We start from the raw sequence: 20,211 nt of genomic DNA on the forward strand, positions 1-20,211 counted from the left end.
CTGTCGTCGATCGCTCTGTCCTCAAACGTAAGGCCCCCGCTCACAGCGGGGGCCTTTTCGTTGGCTGCAATGAGTCCGCGTAACAGTCCGTTTATCTCGCATTCAGAAAACAAATCCGGCGGAACCCGGATCGCATCGGAACATAGGTCCTCGGTGAGCCGTTGTCGGGCGGGCATTGCAACAAGTGAGGAGACATCGATGACCAAACACTTTCTTCTATCGACGGCGGCTGCGGCGCTGATTGCCGGAACGGGATTCGCCTACGCGCAGGGAACTGGCATGGGGGGCAGCAGCAGCGGCTCGACCATGCAGCAAAGCGCACCGTCGACGGAACAGGGCCGCGGCTCCGCGACCACTCCGATGCATAACGATAGCGGCATGTCGAAGGAAGGCACGAGCCGCGGAAGCGAGTCCGGACACCGTGCTCAGGACACTCATTCCGGCAAGATGAAGAACGAACGATCCGCCGAAGAGTACGGGAAAGGCGACCATTCCAAGGGAATGCGCTCGGAGCGCAATGAATCGGGCAAGTCCGACAAGGGCATGCGTGCCGAGGATCACAACGGAAAGACCGAGGAACGGAACCGGCGAACCGAAGACCGCAATGGAAAGGCCATGGATCACAACCGGAACGCCGAAGAGCGCAACGGAATGAAGTCCGATTCCTCGCGGAACGCGGCGGACACCAACAAATCATCGACCACGACGACGGGTCAGGCCGGTGCCGGCGCCAAGCTTTCGACGGAGCAAAGGACCAAGATCACGACCGTGATCAGGAACCAGCATGTGCAGCCGACGACGAACGTCAATTTCTCGATCGCTGTCGGCACGCGGGTGCCGCGCACGGTGAGTTTCCATCCGTTGCCGACGGAGATCGTTGACATTTATCCGAGCTGGCGCGGCTACGAATTCTTCCTGGTTCGTGACGAGATCATTGTCGTCGATCCGCGGACCCTTGAGATCGTCGCGGTTCTTGAGGCCTGATCCGAAATTCGTCACACAGCGCACAAGCGGGGCCAATCCTGGCCCCGCGACGGCTGGTGCGGGAGTTCCGATCGCGGCTGCGGGCCGGCGTTCTTGACCGGGTTCACGCTCCCGGCCTTGGTTAACAAGTAATTTCCGTATGTTCCGCCTCGCTTTTCGTGAAAAAAGTGAGGTTTTTGAAGCCGAATGCGAGAGCGTTCAGGCTTCCCCTTGGCTCTCTTGTTACATATAACGACCCGAAACTTCGGTGCACGGCGCCGGAACGACCGTTTTCGGGATTTCAGATGGCCAGGACAATTTACGTGCTCAACGGCCCGAACCTTAACATGCTCGGGACCCGGGAGCCGGAAATCTATGGCCACGCCACCCTGGCGGACGTCGAAAAGCTCTGCGCCGATACGGCTGCGGACTTCGGATTGACCGCGGATTGCCGGCAGTCCAACCGCGAAGGCGAACTGATCGACTTCATCCATGACGCTCATGCGAAGCGGGCGGCCGGCATCGTCATCAATGCCGGTGGCTACTCGCACACCTCGGTTGCGCTTCACGATGCGCTGGTCGCGGCGAGTCTCCCCACCGTCGAGGTTCATATCAGCAACATCCATGCGCGCGAGACCTTCCGTCACCATTCCTTCACGGCAAGCGCTGCTTTTGCGAGCCTTTGCGGCTTCGGAATCGACGGTTACCGCCTCGCAATCAACGGCCTTGCCGCCAGGATCGGCGCGGTGAAGTCCGGCGAAAAAGTCAAATCCTGACGTATCAGCGTCATCCACAAAGAAAGTTTCGGATCGAGCACATGGCCCCGCAGCCTGGAGACGCAGCAAAGACCAAAACCGGTGACGAACGACGCGAGGAAAGCGATGTAATCCGCGAACTCGCCGCGCTTCTGGACGAGACCAAGCTCACCGAAATCGAGATCGAGCGCGACGGACTCCGGGTACGGGTCGCACGCAATGTCACCGTGGGCGGGGCAATGCCCGCGAACTATCCGTCTGCGGCCGTGGGGCCGTTGCCTGCCGCCGCACCGGCTTCCGGCGCCGCCGATGTCAGCAAGCACCCTGGCGTGGTCCCCTCGCCGATGGTCGGCACGGCCTATTGGGCGTCGGAGCCTGGCGCCAAGCCCTTCATCGAGGTCGGTTCCAAGGTCACCACAGGCCAGACGCTGCTGATCGTCGAGGCCATGAAGACGATGAACCAAATTCCATCGCCGCGAGCCGGCACCGTCACGCAGATTCTCGTCGAGGACGGCCAGCCCGTCGAGTTCGGCGAGCCGCTGGTCATTATCGAATGATGCCGTTCGAACCGCAGGCGCAGTAATGTTCGATAAAATCCTGATTGCCAATCGCGGCGAGATCGCCCTGCGTATCCTGCGCGCCTGCAAGGAACTCGGCATCGCGACGGTCGCGGTGCACTCCACCGCCGACGCCGACGCCATGCATGTGCGGCTGGCGGACGAGAGCGTCTGCATCGGACCGCCACCCACGAAGGACAGCTATCTCAACATTCCGGCGCTGCTGGCGGCTTGCGAGATCACCGGCGCCGATGCCGTGCATCCCGGCTACGGCTTTCTGTCGGAGAACGCCCGCTTTGCGGAGATCCTCGCCGAGCACGGTCTGCATTTCATCGGCCCCAAAGCCGAACACATCCGCCTGATGGGCGACAAGATCGAAGCCAAGAAGACCGCGAAGCGACTCGGCATCCCGGTGGTCCCCGGCTCCGACGGCGGCATCAACCCGGACGACGACGCCATGGCTATCGCCAAGGCGATCGGTTTTCCCGTGCTGGTGAAGGCGGCGGCCGGCGGCGGCGGACGCGGCATGAAAATCGCCAAGACGCCCGACGACCTGACGATGGCGATCTCGACCGCCGGCAACGAGGCCAGGGCGGCATTCGGCGATGCGTCCGTCTATCTGGAAAAATACCTGCAGAAGCCGCGCCACATCGAAATCCAGGTGCTCGGCGACGGCCGCGGCGGCGCCATTCATCTCGGCGAGCGCGATTGCTCGTTGCAGCGACGCCACCAGAAGGTCTGGGAAGAAGGGCCCTCGCCGATCCTGACCGCCGCCGCCCGCAACAAGATCGGGGAAACGGTCGCCAGGGCGATGCGCGAGATAAAGTATCTCGGCGTCGGCACCGTCGAATTCCTCTACGAAGACGGCAAGTTCTATTTCATCGAAATGAACACCCGCATCCAGGTCGAGCATCCCGTCACCGAGATGATCACCGACATCGATCTCGTGCTGGAGCAGATCCGCATTGCCGCCGGCGGCGACCTTCCCGCGACCCAGAAGGAAATCGTCGTCAACGGCCACGCCATCGAGTGCCGGATCAACGCGGAGAATCCCGTCACCTTCCGCCCCTCGCCTGGCAAGATCGTGCGGTTTCATCCCCCCGGCGGGCTCGGCGTCCGGATCGATTCCGCCGTTTATCAGGGTTACGTCATCCCACCCTATTACGACTCCCTGGTCGCCAAGCTGATCGTCCACGGCAAGACCCGCGCCGAATGCCTGATGAGGCTGCGGCGGGCGCTCGACGAGATGGTGGTGGACGGCATCGAAACCACCCTGCCGCTGTTCCGGGCGCTGGTCCGCGAGTCCGGCATCATCGACGGCGACTACCACATCCATTGGCTGGAACAGTACCTCGCAAGCGGCGACCTGACGGGAGCTTGATCGTTCGCCCCGGCGTCCCTACCTCCCGTTTTGACAAAAATCAGGGACGGCGGGAACCGGTCGCCCGTTCAAGCGTTTGAGCAATAGCCAGGCATGAAGACCGTGCGGGGACCCCATATTATTGACCGAGGCTGATCACCATCTTGTGGCGTCAAGCCGCGGCAGGTCATCGCCTCACGCGTTCGGCCAAATCATCCTGCTCGCCGCAGGTCTGGTAATCCTGACACTGATCAGCGCCACCTCCGTGTACCTCGTCAACAAGACCCGCGAAGCCTCCCGCTCGACCGTGCATAGCATGGAGGTCGAGAACGAAATCTCGCTCACCCAATTGCAGATGCGGCGCGCGGAAAGCGCGCAGCGCGGCTTCCTGCTGACGCAGCGCCCGGAATTTCGTCATGCATTCGAGGAGGCAGCCAGCGAAATTCCGCCGAGTTTCGAACGGCTGAAGGCGCTGACGATCGACAATCCCTACCAGCAGCAGCGGCTCGACCAGATCGTCCCGCAAACCAACCAGCGGATCGCGCATTTACGACACAACATCGAACTCGTTCAGGCGAACAGGCTCGCCGAAGCGACCGAAATGGCCCAGCAGGAAGCCTCCCGCGATGCGATGGGTCAGATCCGCAGCCTCGCCAACGAGATGCGGGCTGAGGAAGACCGCCTGTTCGCGGCCCGGATGAAGTCGGCCGATGCCAGCCAGTCGCTCTCGGCCGCCGTCACCAGCGTCGGATCGGGCCTGATCGTGGTGTTCGCAGGATTGTCGATCTTTCTGGTGCGCCGATCGAGCCGGGCGCGCGACGTGGCCGAAAGTCAGTTGCGCGACAACTATCTCAACCTCGAATCGACGGTGGAGAGTCGCACCGCCGACCTTCGCGAGGCCAATGATGAAATCCAGCGCTTCGCCTACATCGTCAGCCACGATCTGCGCTCGCCGCTGGTCAACATCATGGGGTTCACCAGCGAACTCGACGAACTGCGCGGCGACATATTCAAGCGCATCGCGACCCTGAGCCGACCGGAGGGCGCTCCGCCGCCGGCTGCCGACGAGACGGCCGCCGAGGTCGAACCGGTTCTCGAGGAGCCGGACAAGCAATTGTCGCAGGACTTCTCCGAGGCGCTCGGCTTCATCAAGTCGTCGATCGCCAAGATGGATCGGCTGATCAGCGCGATCCTCAACCTCACCCGCGAGGGCCGGCGCGAATTCCACCCCGATCGGATCGCCACGCGCGATCTGATCGAGAACATCGCCTCAACCATGGCGCATCAGGCCGCCGAGGCCGGCGCTCAGATTCGGGTCGAGCCGCTCCCGGACATCGTCAGTGATCGCCTGGCCCTCGAGCAGATTTTCTCGAATTTGATCGATAATGCGTTGAAGTATCTCAAATCCGACGTTCCCGGCGACATTGCCATCCGCGGCAGGCGCAAGCTCGGATTTGCCATTTTTGAAATCACCGACAACGGCCGCGGCATCGATCCGAAGGATCACCAGCGAATCTTCGACCTGTTCCGGCGCGCCGGAACGCAGGATCGGCCGGGCCAGGGCATCGGCCTCGCGCACGTCCGCGCGCTGGTCCGCAGGCTCGGCGGAACCATGTCGGTCTCGTCGGAACTTGGCCACGGAAGCACATTTACTGTTACCCTTCCCACCGCCTGGACAGGCATCAACCGGGACAAGCAATCATGAGTAAACCAGTCGTCATCATCATGATCGAAGACGATGAAGGTCACGCGCGGCTAATCGAGCGCAACATACGGCGTTCCGGTGTCAACAATGAGATCAAGCCGTTCAGGAACGGTACAGACGCCCTCAATTACCTTTTCGGCGCAAACGGCGACGGGCTGCCTCACAAGGGAGAGACGCTGCTCATTCTGCTCGATCTCAATCTGCCTGACATGACCGGAATAGATATCCTGCGGCAAGTGAAGGAAAATAAATTCCTGAAGTGCGCACCGGTGGTCGTATTGACCACGACCGATGATTCCCAGGAGATCAAGCGATGCTACGAACTGGGATGCAACGTCTACATCACGAAGCCGGTGAACTACGAAAGTTTCGCCAACGCAATCCGGCAACTCGGTCTGTTCTTCTCCATCATCCAGGTTCCCCGGACCACCTCATGAGCGCAAAGCCAGCCCTGCTGTACATAGACGATGACAAGGCGCTCGCCCGGCTGGTCCAGCGCGGCCTGACACGCCATGGATTTTGCGTGGAGCACGCTCCCGATGGCGAATCCGGGCTTGCACGCATCGCGCAGGGCGGCATCGATGTGATCGCGCTCGATCAATATATGCCCGGTCTCGATGGCCTGGAGACGCTGAAGCGAATTCAGGCAATCCCCGACGCGCCGCCGGTCGTGTTCGTCACCGCGTCGCAGGATTCCAAGATTGCCGTGACCGCGCTCAAGGCCGGCGCCGCCGACTATCTCGTCAAAGACACGCTCGGCGAATTCGTTCCCCTCTTGCAGGTCGCGGCCGAAGTGGCGATCCGGCAGGCTCACATCCGGAAAGCGCGCGACCAGGCCGAGGCCGAAGTCCGCGCCTCGCGCGATCGCTATGCGGCCCTGGCGAGCGAGCGCGAGGTGTTGCTGCGCGAGGTCAATCACCGCATCGGCAACAGCCTGCAGATCATCGCCTCGCTGCTGCACCTGCAGGCCAATTCCAGTCCCGACGAAAACATCAAGGTTGCGCTGAGCAGCGCGATGGGGCGGGTGGCCGCCGTGGCTCAGGTGCATCGGCGCCTCTACACGTCACACGATCTGAAGAGCGTGCTGCTGAACCAGTATCTTGAAGCGCTGCTCGAGGATCTCCGGCGCTCCACCGAAAGCAACCGGATGTCGCGGCTCGATCTGAAGGCGGAACCCATCGAGATCGACCCGGATCGCGCCGTCGCAATCGGAATCATCGTCAACGAGCTGGTGATGAACGCAGTCAAATACGCGTATCCGGACGGTCCCGGTCCGATCCACGTCGAACTCGCGATCGACGGCGGCGACATCGAGCTTTCGATCGCAGACGACGGCGTCGGCCTCAACGCAAAAACCGATCCTCGCTCGACCGGAATGGGCCAGCGTATTGTTTCAGCGATGGCGCAGAAACTCGACGCCCAGGCCGAACGCGATCCCACCCATGCCGGAACCCGCATCGTGTTGCGGTTCCCGCTCCAGCTCTCACCGAACGCAAAACTCACGCCGGCAACTGCGGCCTGAGCCGGTTTGCGGTAAACGCGTCCTTCCGCGTATTCTCGCAGATTATCGGCCCGGCGGCGCTCCAGCTCTGCTATAAGGCGAACGATGTCACGCGAGACCGCAGCCTCCGAGATCACGCCCGAGTTGCTGCTGCGCGCCTATGCCTGCGGTATCTTCCCGATGGCGGAGAGCGTCGACGACCCGACGCTGTTCTGGGTCGAACCGAAGATGCGCGGTGTGATACCGCTCGAAAGTTTTCGAATCCCTTCGCGGCTCGCGCGCACGGTGCGATCGGACAGTTTCACCGTCACGGTCGATACCGCCTTCAAGGCGGTGATCGACGGCTGCGCCGCGCCGCAGCCCGGCCGCGACAACACCTGGATCAACCGCCGCATTCGCGAACTCTACATCGCCTTGCACGAACTCAACCACTGTCACAGCGTCGAGGTCTGGCAAGGAGATCAACTCGCGGGCGGTCTTTACGGGGTCAGGCTCGGCCGCGCCTTTTTTGGCGAGAGCATGTTTCATGTCGTGCGGGACGCGTCGAAGGTCGCGCTGGTGCATCTGGTCGCACGATTGATCGCAGGCGGATTCGTGCTGCTTGATACGCAATTCGTGACCGATCATCTGCGCGGTTTCGGCGCGATCGAAATCCCGCGCAGGCGTTACCGGATGCTACTGGACGCCGCGCTGGAAGGCCGCGCCGATTTCGGGGCCCTGCCCTTGGACAGGCCGGTGCCAGGTGCGGACGCACTCCAGGTCTTCGCCGGCCGCACGTGACATCTTGGGGACTCGCCGCAGGGTCTGAAGTCGAACGCGCTGGACGCCTTTTACGCGCCCAGCGCGGTGTCTTTACGCAGCCCGAACCGAGTTCAGGAATTTCCCGACTTCGAGCTTAAGCCGGTTGCCGTCACTGGATAGCGACTGCGCGGCCGACAACACCTGCGACGAGGCTGAGCCTGTTTCCGTCGCACCGCGCTGGACGTCAGCGATATTGGACGATACCTGCTGGGTCCCTTGCGAAGCCTGCTGCACGTTCCGCGAGATTTCCTGCGTCGCGGCCCCTTGTTCTTCCACCGCGGCCGCGATGATCGAGGCAATCTCCGAGAGCCTTTCAATCGTGCCGCCGATCTCCTTGATGGCGTCGACCGAATGCTGCGTCGCGCCCTGGATGCCTGAGATTTGCTGGCCGATCTCGCCGGTGGCTTTCGCTGTCTGCTCGGCAAGCGCCTTCACCTCGGAAGCGACCACCGCAAAGCCCCGGCCCGCCTCGCCCGCCCGAGCCGCCTCGATCGTGGCGTTGAGGGCAAGCAGGTTTGTCTGACCTGCGATTGTGTTGATCAGCTCAACGACGTCTCCTATGCGGCCCGCGGCGCGAGACAGCTCGCCGACGCGATCATTGGTTTTGCGGGCCTGGTCGACCGCTTCATTGGCAATGCGCGCAGATTCCTGCACCTGACGGCCGATCTCGGTGACGGACGATGCCAGCTCCTCGGTTGCGGCGGCGACTGAATGGACGTTGGTCGATGCTTCCTCGGAAGCCGCGGCAACCGTCGTGGTTACGTGCTGGGCCCGCTCGGCCGTGGAGGTCAGCGTGCTGGCCGAGGCTTCCAGTTCGGTCGAGGCGGACGCGACTGTTTCGACGATCTCGCCTACGGCGGCTTCGAACGAATCGGCCAGCTTGATCATGTCGGCCTTCCGCTGCTGGGCGGCAATCTCGTCCTGCTTCCTCTTGGCTTCGGCTTCCTCGCGAGCTTTTTGTTCGGACACGACCTTGAACCTCTCGACGGCGGCGGCGACGGCGCCGACTTCGTCCTTGCGGCCAAGTCCTGGCAGCACGACGGAGAAATTGCCTTCCGCCAGCTCCAGCATGGATTTGGTCAGCGCCGAGATCGGTTTGGCGATCGTGACGATCGACAGGACGCAGGCGCCGACCAGCAGCAGGGCGACCGCGAGACCAAGTATCATCGAAATCCGCTGGGCGGAGGCTTCTTCCCGTGCCGCCGCAGCCTTCTCCTCTTCAACGCGCCCCTTGGCGAACTCGACGACCTTCTCCGAAACTTCGGCCAGCTCCTTCGCCGTCGGGAGGGCGACTTCCTTCGTCAGCCGGACCGCCTCATGCCCAAGCTTGGCGAGCTGCGCGCCGGCGTCGGCCTTCATGTCGGCACCCTGTTTCGCCTCGATCTCCAGCAACTCGCCGCGAACCGCGGCAATCGGCCTGGCCCCATTGTTCAGATACTGATCGGCAAGCCGGCTCATCTTCTCAAGTCGCGCACGGTTTTCAGCCGACTTCGAAAGCTTGAGGGCCTCACCGATAAATCCCCGTGCAGCGTTGTAATGATTAACGACGTCTTCCCGTGCGGCCAGCAACTGCGCCGGCGTGCTTGCGAGACGAATATCACGAACTCCGATCACCATGCCGCGAGTCGACGATTTAGCTTCGATGCCTTTCATTGCGAGTAGATTCTGACTTTCCGCTCTCTCGTTGGCTTGGCGCACCGCATCGCTGCCGCTCATCTGAACATAGATCAGCGCGACAACCATGATGATGCTGAGCAACGATGTAACTGCGAGCTTTGTGCCGATTCGCAGGTTTTCAATGAAACGCATCGCAAGTGGCTCCGGAAAAATATGGCTACGTCACCGTATGGGGATGATCAGCAATGTTTCGAATCGCCGACGATAACGGGACGGGACAATATCGCGCTCAAATGCGAATGAATCGTTATAGCACCAGACACATTACGGCAGCGCCGCCGAAAGATTTGCATCCGGACGACCAACCAAGGTTGGGCTCGTAGCGCTTTTGCCGGGGCTATCGCCCGAACGGCGGAAAGAACGGATTGCTGCGAGGTTGCTGCTGCGGCGGCGGCGGAGGCGACGCCGGTTGCGGAGGCGGCGCCGGCTGACGCGGCTGGCGTGCGGATTGCCGCGGCGTTCGCTTGGCTGGCGGCGGCGGCGCCGGTTTCGGGGGATCCGGCTGCGCGTTGACGACTGTCGTTTCCGGATCCTTGCAGTCGGTCAGCCAGACGTCATAGATCGGATGCTCGACGCCATGCAGACCGGGGCTCGCCGCGAACATCCAGCCGGAGAAGATCCGCTTCACTTCGCCCTGGAGGGTGATCTCGTCGACCTCCACGAAGGCGTCCGTGTTTGCGGCTTCGGTCGCGGGACGCGTGTAGCAGGCGTCGGTCTTCACCCGCAGCGCGCCGAACTGCACGGTCTCTCCCACATCCTCGTCGAAGTGGATGATGCGGCCGGTGATCTTGTCGAGGCCGGAAAAGACCGCTTTCTTGTTGATGATCTTCTGCGCCGGCGGCTCGGTTACGACCTCGTCGCCCGGTTGCAGCGTGGCCGGCGCGGGCGGAGCCGAGCGCGGCGGATGTTGTGCGGACGGCTGGTTGAGCGCAGGCGGCGCGACCGCAACGCCACCGGGCGCGTTCTGCGGAACCACGGTGGTGCCGGGCGGAGGCAGCGGCTGGGTCTGGACCGGTCCCGGCGGCGCAACGCCCTGCCCGGGATTCAACGGCGCCGGCAGCACGCGGCCCTGCCGCGGCAGATCCGGCACGTCTTCCTCATCGTCCTCGGGCGTCCCCTGCCCGCGCGGAATGGCAGCCGGCGGGCGCGGCACGGGATCCGAAAAAATGTTTCCGATTTGCGCGCGCGCGGGCGACGCTGCCGCGATCAGGCCGGCGATCATGAAAGCCGCACAACCGGCTATGATAAGGGTTCGGAACATCTCGCGCGGCTTTGTCTGGCTCGAATCAGGGCCGGAACATTGTACAGAAATTTAATGGCTCCAAGCCGCTCGCAGGCGCTCGGTTAACACGGGGAATGCGGCGGGGAAAGGGCGGCATGCGCACCCAGTTGGATGCTCTGCCGTCTGGTTCGCGGATCGCAGATCGCGGCGCGTCCGATGAAGCCGCATCAGCGATGGTCGCCGATCTTCGGCGATGACAACTCCCGCGGCAGATCTGAAAAGCGCGCATCATCGCGGTCGAGCTTGATCCGTTTCTTGCGCTTGCTGCCCTCGACTCCGGTCAGCACACCCCGACGTAACCAGGTTTCAGCGGCAAACATACGGCAGTGGATTTAGAGCAACAGATGGCATCATTCGAGTCTTGAATGGTATTTCGGTAGGTCTACGGGGTTGGCACGTTCGTGGTGTTCAGGGCTATATTCGAGGCTATACTCGCCTTTTCAGTTTTGCGTGTCGAGGAATTGCCATGAGCCGGACGGGGGCGCTTCAGCTTGCAATAACGACGGCTGTGCTGGCGATTTGCGGCGCGACGGCGCAGGCCCAGCAGGTCGGCACCGCATCGGCGGTCAACCCGGCTGCGACCGCGAACCTGAAGACCATCATCATCGGCCAGTCGATCGCGCATAAGGAGCGCATCCAGACCAAGTCCAGCGGCTCGGTGCAACTGCTGTTTCTCGACAAGACCTCGATGACCATCGGTCCGAACAGCGACCTGACGATCGACGAATACGTCTACGACCCCAGCGCCAACACCGGAAAGCTGGCGGCGACGCTCAGCAAGGGCGCGCTTCGTTTCGTCGGCGGCCAGATCAGCCACAACGGCGACGCCGAGATCAAGACCGCGTCGGCCTTGATCGGCATCCGCGGCGGCGTGATGATGATCGACGGCAAAGGCGGCATCTATGCCGGTTACGGCACGATGACCGTGAACTCCAGCGGTCAGACCGTGACGCTCGGGGCCGGTGAATTCACCCAGACCCAATCGGGCGGTCCGCCGACTCCGCCCGGCCTGCCCCCGCCGGGATTCGTGCAGCGGCAGATCGCGCTCTTTCAGAGCGCCGCCGGCCAAACGGGCGGCGCGCGCGCGGGCGCGGCATCGGCGGCGAATGTCGCAGCCGCAGAGCACAGCGCGACCGGATCGCCCGGCGGACTGGTGACGGGATCGGGCGCGCCGCCCTCTCCCACTCCGCCCACCATCGTCCAACAGATCAACGCGATCACGTCCGCGTTCACCCAGTCGATCCAGACCTCCAATCAGGCGACGGGGGTGCAGGAGATCGCGGATCGGCCGAAGGGCGACAGCAACACGCCGCCTATCGACAACAACCCGCGCCCTTCGGCGACGCTGACCGGGTACGTCGGGGGACTGGACGTCGTTAACCTGAACCAGAACCATACGAATTATCAGCCACCGATTACAGATCCGATCACCGGCACGGCGGCGATCAACCTCGACGCGGCCAACAATCGTGTTCAGGGCACTCTGGATATATACGCCTATGACCCGGCGAATCCGTTCACGCAGCTCGCGCACAGTATTCACGCGCTGCTCCAGTTCGGATCGACTGGATCGACCGGCCCCGCCAACAGCGGCTATTCCGATTACAATAATTTTTATGCGAACATCCCCGACAACTCCATCGTCAACAACAAAGCGGTCACCGGCGTGGTCGTGTCGGCCAACGGCGTCGCAGCGAACCAGGTCGTCACCAACGCGATTCCCAATCTGACGCCGTGTCAGTGCGATTATACGCGCTGGGGATTCTGGGCGGTCAGTGCATCCAACGGCAATGCGACGCCGGACGAAGCGCTTATTGGCACCTGGGTCGCCGGTCGGCCGGTGGGCAGCATCAGCGATGTGCCAACCACGGGCACCGCAACCTACACCGGCCATGTCATCGCCAACGTGAACAGCGCAGGCTTCGTCGCCGGCGGCTTCTCCAACGCCGTAGACTTCGGTGCGCGATCCGGCGCGGTCAGCGTGACCAACCTCGACAGCACCAATTATTCCGGCACCGTGAATTTCAATACCGACCCGCGCAATTTCGGCGGCACCATCGCGGGCGATGTCGGCGGCCGCAACATGACGTTGCAGGGCAGCTTCTTTCAGGGCCCAAACAGTCCGGTCGGCGAGATGGGCGGAAGCGTCGCGATTTCAGGCGCCAACAATTATCTCGGCAGCGGCATTTTTGCAGCGACCAAGCGCTGAAAATTGCTCAATCGCACCAGGCCTCGGATGGGTTTGGTTAAATCGTCCGACCATCACCTGACGCTTCATCGCACGCTCGTCCTGAATGAGCGCACCGTGCAACGGCACTGCCATCAAGTTGCGCGGCCGGCGTAACGCAATCGGTGCAGGTATGTGTCGCGGGTTGAGATACGGCGCGCCCAGCGCCCTATTTCCCCGGCGTCCAGGGCTGGTAATCGCCGGTCGCCTTGGGGCGGTGGCCGCTCACCAGCGTCGAGCCGGGCGGGCGATAGGCAGCCGGCGTCCCGGTCATGTTCGGCACATGCGGCTTCTGCCATTCACGCGGCTTATAGTTTTCCTTGGTCGGCGGAATATCCACAATGTGATGAATCCAGCCATGCCACTCCGGCGGAATGCGGCTGGCTTCCGTATAGCCGTTGTAGACCACCCAGCGCCGCTCGAAACCGAGCGTCGGGTCGATCTTTCCGCCCCGCGTCCGGTAATAGCGGTTGCCCTGGCTGTCCTGCCCGACCAGCTCGCCGAAGCGCCACGTCCAGAGCTGCGTGCCGAAGGTCTGGCTGTTCCACCAGGTAAAGAGTTTGAGGAAAAACTGCTTCATGGCCGGATTCCATCGCCGAAAGGGCATAGCGCCTTGATTTGATGGCATCCCGCCGCGCGCTTGTCCAGCACGACCCGCAGCCGAATGACGAGACCCAGCCTGCGGCCAACGGGCGCGGATCGATCCAAGCGGATCGGTCCAAATTGGCGGGTTGCGCCTTCGGCTAAGCTGCCCTACAGAGCCCCCGCTCCTCCGTCCGGGCGATATCGTATCCGTGATCGAATGCTGCGCGCTGTTGACGGACAAGATAGAACCCTGAATGTTGCCGTTGCAGGCGCGAAAAACATAAAGGCTGCGAAATGTCCGAAGTCGTCAACAACATGGAAAAACATCGCTACGAACTCGAAGTGGACGGGCACATCGCTGCAGCCTACTATCGATTTCTGGACGGCATCATCGTGTTCACCCATACCCAGGTTCCGCCCGAACTCAGAGACAAGGGCGTTGCCTCGGAACTCGTGCAAGGCGCAATGGATCAAGTGCGCGCCGACAGATTCAGGGTCGGCGCTCAATGCCCCTTCGTGAAAGACTGGCTCGAGAAGCATCCGGATTATGCCGATCTGCTGAGGCCGAATTTGTGAGGATGGGCGCGACATCGTCTCAACCACGGCCGCGTTCTTGAAAAGGCGGTCCTGCGTGGCCCCGATGCGCCGTCGGGATCGCCCGGCTAGTACCGCCGATTTGAAATTCCTGCACCACTTGCAGCGGGTTCGTCTTCGGGAATTTCAAATCGAAAGCGGTACCAGAATCATAAAGTTGCCTAGTACCCTTTGCTTTCCGAAGTTCGTTAAGGGAGTGTTGCGGTGTCTCACGAACTTCGGAAAGCGGGTACTAGTGTCCTTCACCGTTTAACGGAAACGGCGAAAGGCTTCAGACTTTTGATTTGACGCGTTTTCTTCACGCGAACCGAATTTCACTTCGCTCGAAAACGCCGTGGTGCCATGATGACCCCGTGGAGGAACCCACGCGCGAACCATGGCCGCCGTCTACGACAACAAGGATCTGAGCCGTTTTGAACTGGACGTCGAAGGCGGGATTGCCTTCGCGAATTACCGCCTTGCGCCCGGCACGGTCATCATCACCCACACCGAAACGCCGCGCGAGCTGCGCGGCCGCGGCATCGCCTCCCTGCTCGTCAAGGGCGCGCTGGCGCTGATCCGAGCCGAGGGCCTGAAGGTGGTCGCCGGTTGCGGGTTCGTCGCCAACTATCTCGACAAGCATCCCGAAGAAGCCGACCGCGTGGTGTGAGCCCGCGAGTCAGACTCTTGAAACAACCGCGTCAGTGGACGCCAGCCAGCATCAGTGCTTCATGTCAGGCGGCAGCTTGCCGCCGTTGGCTGCGAGTTGAGCCATCATCTGCTTGTGCAGCCAGATGTTCATCGCCGCTGAATCGTTGGTGTCGCCGGAATATTTCAGATCCTTCGCCAGTTCCTTGCGGGCGCTCAGGCTGGAGTCGATATCGAGCGCCTTCATCAGATCGACGATCGATGTCCGCCATGCCAGCTTTTCCTTCTTGGCGGCGACGGCCTTGTCGAGAATGGCTGCGACATCAACGCTGCCTGCGGGCGCACCGCCTGATGAGGTGACCGCGCCGCCTGTTTCAGGCGCAGGTGTTGCCGCTTCGGCGTGCGTGCCGAAGATGGCGCCCATGATCTTTCCGAAAATGCTCATTGTGCCGCTCCCAATAGCTTCACATCGTGTGCAGATCGAGCCGAGGCGGAACCTCGCGTCTGTGTCCGTCCGGTCACGAAAAGAGTAGCCGCCTCGTTGCGGCTTGCCAATGCGGCAATGGCGGGCCGCGCGGGAACGTATGCGCCGCCTGTCGCGGACGACATCACAATGTCGCATTTGAATTGTCGCGCTTTGCGAATGCGCTCGCTCGCATGCGATTCAAAGTCGCGACGACATGACGTCCTGTTACCGCACCATCCGACGACCAAAAAAAAATCACTGAAGCGTGAGCAACGAAAACCGGAGATAGGGATTAGAATTGCCTTACAGGTCGCGGCAAGACCAGGTTCCTTGCTCTCGCGTCTGGGCTTGATCGTGATCGTTTCCGAAGGGGCAAAACTTGCGCCTTCTGACGGCGTGAGGTTCGGCCCCGCGAAAGGGAGACAATGAACATGGCCACCTCTTATCCTGTTGACGCCCCGTCACGCCTACAACCAGGAATGGTCGCCACCGACAGGCCGGTTATCCGGCACATCGGCCTCTCCGACCTTCTTGATGCGTTGCGGCTGGGCTGGGAAGATTTCAAGGCGGTCCCCAGCCACGCCATAGTCCTTTGCGTGATCTATCCCGTGCTCGGAATCGTACTGGCCCGAATGGTGCTCGGCTATTCGGTCTTGCCGATGCTGTTTCCGATCGCCGCCGGCTTTGCCCTGATCGGGCCGTTTGCAGCGCTCGGACTCTATGAATTGAGCTATCGCCGCGAACTCGGCATGGAGGCGTCCGCATGGCATGCGCTCTCTGTGATGCGATCGCCGTCGTTCGGATCGATGCTCGGATTGGGCGCGCTGCTCCTCGTTATTTTCTTCGTCTGGGTAGCAACCGCGCATGCGATCTATGTCTCCACCTTCGGCAACGCGCCAGCATCGGCAGTGCCCGATTTTGTCACGCGGGTTTTAACCACGTCTGAGGGCTGGCGCTTGATCGTGGTCGGCTGCGGCGTCGGATTCCTGTTTGCGGCCGTCGCCTTGTGCATCAGCATCGTGTCGTTCCCGCTGATGCTCCACCAGCATGCCGACATGACCGATGCCATGTGGACGTCGATGCGCGTAGTTGCGAAGAATCCGATCGCAGCCGCGGAATGGGGTTTGATCGTTGCTGTCCTGCTGGTGCTCGGAACGATTCCCTTCTTCCTCGGCCTTACCATCGTGATGCCGTTGCTCGGTCATGCGACATGGCACCTCTACCGCAAGGCGATCGAAACTCCCTTGACCTCGCCATCGCACGAGATCCCGCCGGTTGAGAGGGAAAAGCGTTATGCGGCGGATTTCCCGTCCGTCTTGTTCCCTCCTTACGGGCGCAAGCAACAATTCTTCGATAGTTCGGATTGATGGAAGACGTACGCGCGTTCATGCGGCCGTCTCGAGCAATCGAGACGGCCGTCGCGCAAGGAACGTCAGTAAATCCCCCGTGGCCACGCCCACGCTGACCGCCGGATTCTTGAAAGTGCGGACCTCCAGTAGCAATGAATATTCATTCATTATTACTGGATGGATGCAATAGCCTCACGCAACGGAAAGCGGCGCGCCGTTTATTCTGTGATCGCTGCAGCCGGAAAGGCGATTCCCCTTGGCCGGAAAACGCGCTACCCCTTCGCCCATGACACAGATCGACTTCTCCAGCGCCGCCGTCCATGTCGTCGGGGCCGGCCTCGCCGGCTCGGAAGCCGCCTGGCAGGTTGCCAATAGCGGCGTTCGGGTGGTGTTGCACGAGATGCGGCCGCACCGGATGACAGCGGCACACCAGACCGGCGGCCTGGCCGAACTTGTCTGCTCCAATTCGTTCCGCTCCGACGATGCGGCGAACAACGCGGTCGGGCTGCTTCATGCCGAGATGCGCCGGCTGGGATCGTTGATCATGCGCTGTGCCGACGCCAATCAGGTGCCGGCCGGCGGCGCGCTGGCGGTGGATCGCGAGGGCTTTTCGTCCGCCGTGACCAAAGCTCTCGGCGATCATCCGTTGATCGAGATCAGCCGGGCCGAGGTCGCCGGCCTGCCGCCGCCGGACTGGCGCAATGTCATCGTCGCTACCGGTCCCCTCACCTCGGCTCCGCTCGCCGATGCGATCCGTACGCTCACCGATGAATCCGCCCTGGCTTTTTTCGACGCGATCGCGCCGATCGTGCACCGCGACTCCATCGATATGTCGAAGGCCTGGTTCCAGTCGCGCTATGACAAGGTTGGTCCGGGCGGCAGCGGCGCCGATTACATCAACTGCCCGCTGACCGAGGCACAGTATCACGCCTTCGTGGAGGCGTTGATCGAGGGCGAGAAAGCCGCCTTCAAGGACTGGGAGACCGACACGCCCTACTTCGACGGCTGCCTGCCGATCGAGGTCATGGCGGAGCGCGGCCGCGAGACCTTGCGCCATGGTCCGATGAAGCCGGTCGGCCTCACCAATCCGCACGAGCCCACGGTGAAACCCTACGCCATCGTTCAATTGCGACAGGACAACAAGCTCGGCACACTTTACAACATCGTCGGATTCCAGACCAAGCTGAAGCACGGCGCGCAGACCCGCATTTTCCGCACCATTCCGGGTCTTGAAAACGCGGAGTTCGCCCGCCTCGGCGGCTTGCACCGTAACACGTTCCTGAATTCGCCGAAACTGCTCGACGCACAGATGCGCTTGCGCGCCGAGCCGCGGCTGCGCTTCGCCGGGCAAATGACGGGGTGCGAAGGCTACGTCGAATCCGCCGCCATCGGGCTGATTGCGGGACTCTACGCCGCGTCCGATGCACGCGCGCGGATGCTTTCGGCTCCGCCGCCGACCACCGCGCTCGGCGCGCTGCTCGGCCACATCACCGGCGGCCACATCGAAACCATCGACGCCGGACCGCGCTCGTTCCAGCCGATGAACATCAACTTCGGATTGTTTCCGCCGCTCGCCAATCCGCCGACAAAGAAACCGGATGGCACGCGGCTGCGCGGCAACGAAAAGACGGCAGCGAAAAAACAGGCGATCTGCGCCCGCGCGCTCACCGATCTCGACCGCTGGATCGCGGATGCGCTTCGTCCGGCGGCAGCGGCATAGTTCAACGCACTTTCAGGATCGTTCATGTCTCTTCCGAAACAGGACGCCGCATTCCTGTCCACAACCTGGACCGAGGGTGTCCTGCTGAAACGCGACGTGTTTTCAACCGTCGAGCGCGGACGTTTCCGAACGGACTCCGGCGAGGTCGGCGCGGTGCTGCGGCGGCTCGATCAGGTGCCGTGGTGGTCTTATCCCGTCGCGCGGCACCTGTTCGAGCGCGAACGCAAGGCATTGACGCTCGCACGCGATCTCGGCGTCGGCCCGAAGCTGTTGTGGAACGGCCGCCGCTCGCTGGTGCGCAGCTTTGTCGACGGCGTGGCGCTGCATCTTGCCAAGCCTTATGACGACCTCGCATATTTTCGATCCGCCAAGCTGGCGCTGCGCAGGCTGCATCGCGCCGGCATCTGCCACAACGATCTCGCCAAGGAACAGAACTGGCTGCGCGGCAGCGACGGCCGCGCCTACCTGACCGACTTCCAGCTTGCGGCCTGCTTCACGCGCCGCTCGCCGCTGTTTCGCATCGCCGCTTACGAAGACCTGCGGCATCTCCTGAAGCACAAGCGCACGTATGCGCCGGATGCCCTGACGCCGCGCGAGCGCAGGATTCTTGCACGCAAGTCGGTTATCGCGCGGATCTGGCTGATGACCGGCAAAAAGGTGTATCAGGCCATCACGCGCGGGCTGTTCAGCTTCACCGACCGCGAAGGCGGTGGCCGTCGGCTCGTCAACGACGCACCGGTGCTGATCGCGCGCATCAAACAAAACCCCGCGGTGCGCGACGCCGCCATCGTCGCATTCGCCGACCGCCGCAGCGGCGTCGGGCTGTACGCCTTTGTGGAAGCCGATCAAGCCGGACTGGAAGCGCAGTTGCGCTCGGCGCTCGGCTCGGCGCGCGAACCAAAGTCCCCGGAGCATATCCAAGTCGTTCCTCATCTGCCGCGCGACGCGAGCGGCAAGGTGCGCACGGAAATCCTGCAGCTCATCGCGATGAACCAGATCGATCTGATCGAGCCGCTGATCACCAGCCCCGCGGACCGTGAGTTCTTCCGCGGCATCCTGGAGAGCCGGAAAAACCTGCGCGACCGCTTCAACTTTGCTTCGACCGACCAGGCACTCCCATCCTGATCGTCAGCCGCGACACGGCCTCGCGCGGGAGGCGCGCCACAACGTCCACAGAATGCGCAGCCGCGATGCGGGCCGCGGCATGAAGGGATCGTTATCCGCGCGAGCCTGGGCGTTCAACGCACGGCGCACCATCGCGAGCGAAAGATAAACTGTTCGCGAGTCCGGCGGGACGTCCGGCAGCATGGCCATCGCATTTTTCAGATGCGATCGCGCGTCTTCCGCGAGTGCGCGGAGGGCCGCGCGAAGCGCCGGCGTGTCCTGGCCCGCAAACATCTTTTCCGGATCGACGCCGTGCTGCTCCAGCAATTGCAGCGGCACGAACGACTGCCGCCGCGACGCGTCAAAACCCAGCCGCGCGATCACCTGCGCGATGCCGTGCGCAAGGCCGGCGTGGTGCGCCAGATGATCCATCGCATCGGTCTCGTGTCCGACGACGCGCGCGGCGAGCGAAAACAGCGCGCATGACGTATCGCAGAGATATTGTTCGAGCGCCATCATGTGCGGCATCGGATCGTTGTAGAGGTCGAATTGATGCGCCTCGATCAGCCGCGACAGACGCTCGACCGGCAGACCATGGTCACGAACCGCGAGCAACAGTTCGGCCGCGACCGGATTGCCTTCGACCCCGCCGTGGCCGGCGCCCGCGAGCATATCGGCCCACCATTGCAGGCGGATTTCGCCCGGCAGCGGCTGCGTGATCTGCTCCCGAACCTTGGCGATCTCGACGTTGAAGGCATAAAGGGCCAGCAGCGCGCGGCGGCAACGCAGCGGCGCGAACAGCGTCGACGCATAGTTTTCGAAATCGTGGTTGCGCACAAGCTCCGTGCAGAACGCGGCGGACGAACTTTCAGATGCCCCGCCACTCATGACGTCACCCACAGGATCGTCGGGTACCGTTTCGTCATCGCGCTTGTCAT

20 protein-coding genes are annotated in these 20,211 nt (G+C 62.4%); 14 read left to right on the top strand and 6 right to left on the bottom strand.

Annotated elements, in window-relative coordinates; genetic code table 11:
- The first annotated feature begins 198 nt into the window (after positions 1-198).
- The 8 genes from BGN91_RS16125 (at position 199) to aat (ending at position 7,621) form a co-directional block, all read left to right on the top strand.
- Entirely contained in the window at positions 199-984 is a 786-nt protein-coding gene (locus BGN91_RS16125) for a DUF1236 domain-containing protein (RefSeq protein WP_292614888.1), read from the top strand.
- Positions 985-1,268: 284 nt separating this feature from the next.
- Positions 1,269-1,739: a type II 3-dehydroquinate dehydratase gene (gene aroQ, locus BGN91_RS16130; RefSeq protein ID WP_292614890.1), complete on the top strand. Its 471-nt coding sequence runs from the start codon at positions 1,269-1,271 to the stop codon at positions 1,737-1,739.
- Positions 1,740-1,780: 41 nt separating this feature from the next.
- Entirely contained in the window at positions 1,781-2,275 is a 495-nt protein-coding gene (gene accB, locus BGN91_RS16135) for an acetyl-CoA carboxylase biotin carboxyl carrier protein (RefSeq protein ID WP_292614892.1), read from the top strand.
- 25 nt (positions 2,276-2,300) lie between these two features.
- Positions 2,301-3,656: an acetyl-CoA carboxylase biotin carboxylase subunit gene (accC, locus tag BGN91_RS16140; protein WP_292614893.1), complete on the top strand. Its 1,356-nt coding sequence runs from the start codon at positions 2,301-2,303 to the stop codon at positions 3,654-3,656.
- A 121-nt stretch (positions 3,657-3,777) separates the two neighbouring features.
- Positions 3,778-5,340: a CHASE3 domain-containing protein gene (locus BGN91_RS16145; protein WP_292614895.1), complete on the top strand. Its 1,563-nt coding sequence runs from the start codon at positions 3,778-3,780 to the stop codon at positions 5,338-5,340.
- Complete coding sequence (locus BGN91_RS16150) at positions 5,337-5,777, top strand: response regulator (protein WP_292614897.1); 441 nt, start codon at positions 5,337-5,339, stop codon at positions 5,775-5,777. Before BGN91_RS16145 ends, BGN91_RS16150 begins: the two co-directional genes overlap by 4 nt.
- Positions 5,774-6,862: a response regulator gene (locus tag BGN91_RS16155; RefSeq protein WP_292614899.1), complete on the top strand. Its 1,089-nt coding sequence runs from the start codon at positions 5,774-5,776 to the stop codon at positions 6,860-6,862. Before BGN91_RS16150 ends, BGN91_RS16155 begins: the two co-directional genes overlap by 4 nt.
- Before the next feature lie 84 nt (positions 6,863-6,946).
- Positions 6,947-7,621 (top strand): leucyl/phenylalanyl-tRNA--protein transferase, encoded by a 675-nt coding sequence (aat, locus tag BGN91_RS16160; protein WP_292614901.1) that lies wholly within the window; start codon positions 6,947-6,949, stop codon positions 7,619-7,621.
- Positions 7,622-7,693: 72 nt separating this feature from the next.
- Here aat and BGN91_RS16165 read toward each other — a convergent pair whose 3' ends face one another.
- The 3 genes from BGN91_RS16165 to BGN91_RS16175 form a co-directional block, all read right to left on the bottom strand.
- A complete protein-coding gene (locus tag BGN91_RS16165; protein WP_292614902.1) occupies positions 7,694-9,451 on the bottom strand; it encodes a HAMP domain-containing methyl-accepting chemotaxis protein in 1,758 nt (585 codons plus the stop codon).
- 205 nt (positions 9,452-9,656) lie between these two features.
- Positions 9,657-10,580 carry a DUF2155 domain-containing protein gene (locus BGN91_RS16170; RefSeq protein ID WP_292614904.1) on the bottom strand — a complete coding sequence of 308 codons (924 nt, stop codon included), beginning with the start codon at positions 10,578-10,580 and terminating at the stop codon, positions 9,657-9,659.
- Positions 10,581-10,768: 188 nt separating this feature from the next.
- Positions 10,769-10,921, bottom strand: coding sequence for a hypothetical protein (locus BGN91_RS16175; protein WP_292614905.1), 153 nt, complete (start codon positions 10,919-10,921; stop codon positions 10,769-10,771).
- Between the two features lie 146 nt (positions 10,922-11,067).
- On the opposite strand from BGN91_RS16175, the gene BGN91_RS16180 reads away from it, so the two are divergent.
- Positions 11,068-12,810, top strand: a complete 1,743-nt coding sequence (locus tag BGN91_RS16180; RefSeq protein ID WP_292614907.1) for a FecR domain-containing protein — start codon at positions 11,068-11,070, stop codon at positions 12,808-12,810.
- A 187-nt stretch (positions 12,811-12,997) separates the two neighbouring features.
- On the opposite strand, the gene BGN91_RS16185 is transcribed toward BGN91_RS16180, so the two are convergent.
- Positions 12,998-13,408: an NADH:ubiquinone oxidoreductase subunit NDUFA12 gene (locus tag BGN91_RS16185; RefSeq protein WP_292614908.1), complete on the bottom strand. Its 411-nt coding sequence runs from the start codon at positions 13,406-13,408 to the stop codon at positions 12,998-13,000.
- 299 nt (positions 13,409-13,707) lie between these two features.
- Between BGN91_RS16185 and BGN91_RS16190 the strand changes: the two genes are divergently transcribed.
- Complete coding sequence (locus tag BGN91_RS16190; RefSeq protein WP_292614910.1) at positions 13,708-13,989, top strand: GNAT family N-acetyltransferase; 282 nt, start codon at positions 13,708-13,710, stop codon at positions 13,987-13,989.
- A gap of 394 nt (positions 13,990-14,383) precedes the next feature.
- Entirely contained in the window at positions 14,384-14,656 is a 273-nt protein-coding gene (locus tag BGN91_RS16195) for a GNAT family N-acetyltransferase (protein WP_292614912.1), read from the top strand.
- Positions 14,657-14,707: 51 nt separating this feature from the next.
- Here the strand turns inward: BGN91_RS16195 and BGN91_RS16200 are convergent, their stop codons facing one another.
- Positions 14,708-15,079: a DUF3597 domain-containing protein gene (locus BGN91_RS16200; RefSeq protein ID WP_292614914.1), complete on the bottom strand. Its 372-nt coding sequence runs from the start codon at positions 15,077-15,079 to the stop codon at positions 14,708-14,710.
- Between the two features lie 452 nt (positions 15,080-15,531).
- Here BGN91_RS16200 and BGN91_RS16205 point away from each other — a divergent pair, with 452 nt between their 5' ends.
- The 3 genes from BGN91_RS16205 to BGN91_RS16215 all read left to right on the top strand — a co-directional run bounded on the left by BGN91_RS16205 (position 15,532) and on the right by BGN91_RS16215 (position 19,294).
- Positions 15,532-16,467 (top strand): DUF2189 domain-containing protein, encoded by a 936-nt coding sequence (locus tag BGN91_RS16205; RefSeq protein WP_292614916.1) that lies wholly within the window; start codon positions 15,532-15,534, stop codon positions 16,465-16,467.
- Positions 16,468-16,735: 268 nt separating this feature from the next.
- Positions 16,736-18,169, top strand: coding sequence for a methylenetetrahydrofolate--tRNA-(uracil(54)-C(5))-methyltransferase (FADH(2)-oxidizing) TrmFO (trmFO, locus tag BGN91_RS16210; protein ID WP_292614918.1), 1,434 nt, complete (start codon positions 16,736-16,738; stop codon positions 18,167-18,169).
- A gap of 24 nt (positions 18,170-18,193) precedes the next feature.
- Positions 18,194-19,294 carry a serine/threonine protein kinase gene (locus BGN91_RS16215; RefSeq protein WP_292614920.1) on the top strand — a complete coding sequence of 367 codons (1,101 nt, stop codon included), beginning with the start codon at positions 18,194-18,196 and terminating at the stop codon, positions 19,292-19,294.
- Between the two features lie 3 nt (positions 19,295-19,297).
- Here the strand turns inward: BGN91_RS16215 and BGN91_RS16220 are convergent, their stop codons facing one another.
- A complete protein-coding gene (locus BGN91_RS16220; RefSeq protein ID WP_292614922.1) occupies positions 19,298-20,161 on the bottom strand; it encodes a squalene/phytoene synthase family protein in 864 nt (287 codons plus the stop codon).
- Positions 20,162-20,211: the final 50 nt, after the last annotated feature.

The organism is Nitrobacter sp. 62-13 (assembly GCF_001896955.1).
Taxonomy (GTDB): domain Bacteria; phylum Pseudomonadota; class Alphaproteobacteria; order Rhizobiales; family Xanthobacteraceae; genus Nitrobacter.

Coding starts and splice junctions, on each gene's coding strand:
- accB (WP_292614892.1), top strand. CDS start 1,781: ATGGCCCCGCAGCCTGGAGACGCAGCAAAGACCAAAACCGGTGACGAA.
- BGN91_RS16205 (WP_292614916.1), top strand. CDS start 15,532: ATGGCCACCTCTTATCCTGTTGACGCCCCGTCACGCCTACAACCAGGA.
- BGN91_RS16200 (WP_292614914.1), bottom strand. CDS start 15,079: ATGAGCATTTTCGGAAAGATCATGGGCGCCATCTTCGGCACGCACGCC.
- BGN91_RS16215 (WP_292614920.1), top strand. CDS start 18,194: ATGTCTCTTCCGAAACAGGACGCCGCATTCCTGTCCACAACCTGGACC.
- trmFO (WP_292614918.1), top strand. CDS start 16,736: ATGACACAGATCGACTTCTCCAGCGCCGCCGTCCATGTCGTCGGGGCC.
- BGN91_RS16185 (WP_292614908.1), bottom strand. CDS start 13,408: ATGAAGCAGTTTTTCCTCAAACTCTTTACCTGGTGGAACAGCCAGACC.
- BGN91_RS16155 (WP_292614899.1), top strand. CDS start 5,774: ATGAGCGCAAAGCCAGCCCTGCTGTACATAGACGATGACAAGGCGCTC.
- BGN91_RS16175 (WP_292614905.1), bottom strand. CDS start 10,921: ATGTTTGCCGCTGAAACCTGGTTACGTCGGGGTGTGCTGACCGGAGTC.
- BGN91_RS16125 (WP_292614888.1), top strand. CDS start 199: ATGACCAAACACTTTCTTCTATCGACGGCGGCTGCGGCGCTGATTGCC.
- BGN91_RS16180 (WP_292614907.1), top strand. CDS start 11,068: ATGAGCCGGACGGGGGCGCTTCAGCTTGCAATAACGACGGCTGTGCTG.
- BGN91_RS16195 (WP_292614912.1), top strand. CDS start 14,384: ATGGCCGCCGTCTACGACAACAAGGATCTGAGCCGTTTTGAACTGGAC.
- aroQ (WP_292614890.1), top strand. CDS start 1,269: ATGGCCAGGACAATTTACGTGCTCAACGGCCCGAACCTTAACATGCTC.
- accC (WP_292614893.1), top strand. CDS start 2,301: ATGTTCGATAAAATCCTGATTGCCAATCGCGGCGAGATCGCCCTGCGT.
- BGN91_RS16190 (WP_292614910.1), top strand. CDS start 13,708: ATGTCCGAAGTCGTCAACAACATGGAAAAACATCGCTACGAACTCGAA.
- BGN91_RS16165 (WP_292614902.1), bottom strand. CDS start 9,451: ATGCGTTTCATTGAAAACCTGCGAATCGGCACAAAGCTCGCAGTTACA.
- BGN91_RS16220 (WP_292614922.1), bottom strand. CDS start 20,161: ATGAGTGGCGGGGCATCTGAAAGTTCGTCCGCCGCGTTCTGCACGGAG.
- BGN91_RS16170 (WP_292614904.1), bottom strand. CDS start 10,580: ATGTTCCGAACCCTTATCATAGCCGGTTGTGCGGCTTTCATGATCGCC.
- aat (WP_292614901.1), top strand. CDS start 6,947: ATGTCACGCGAGACCGCAGCCTCCGAGATCACGCCCGAGTTGCTGCTG.
- BGN91_RS16150 (WP_292614897.1), top strand. CDS start 5,337: ATGAGTAAACCAGTCGTCATCATCATGATCGAAGACGATGAAGGTCAC.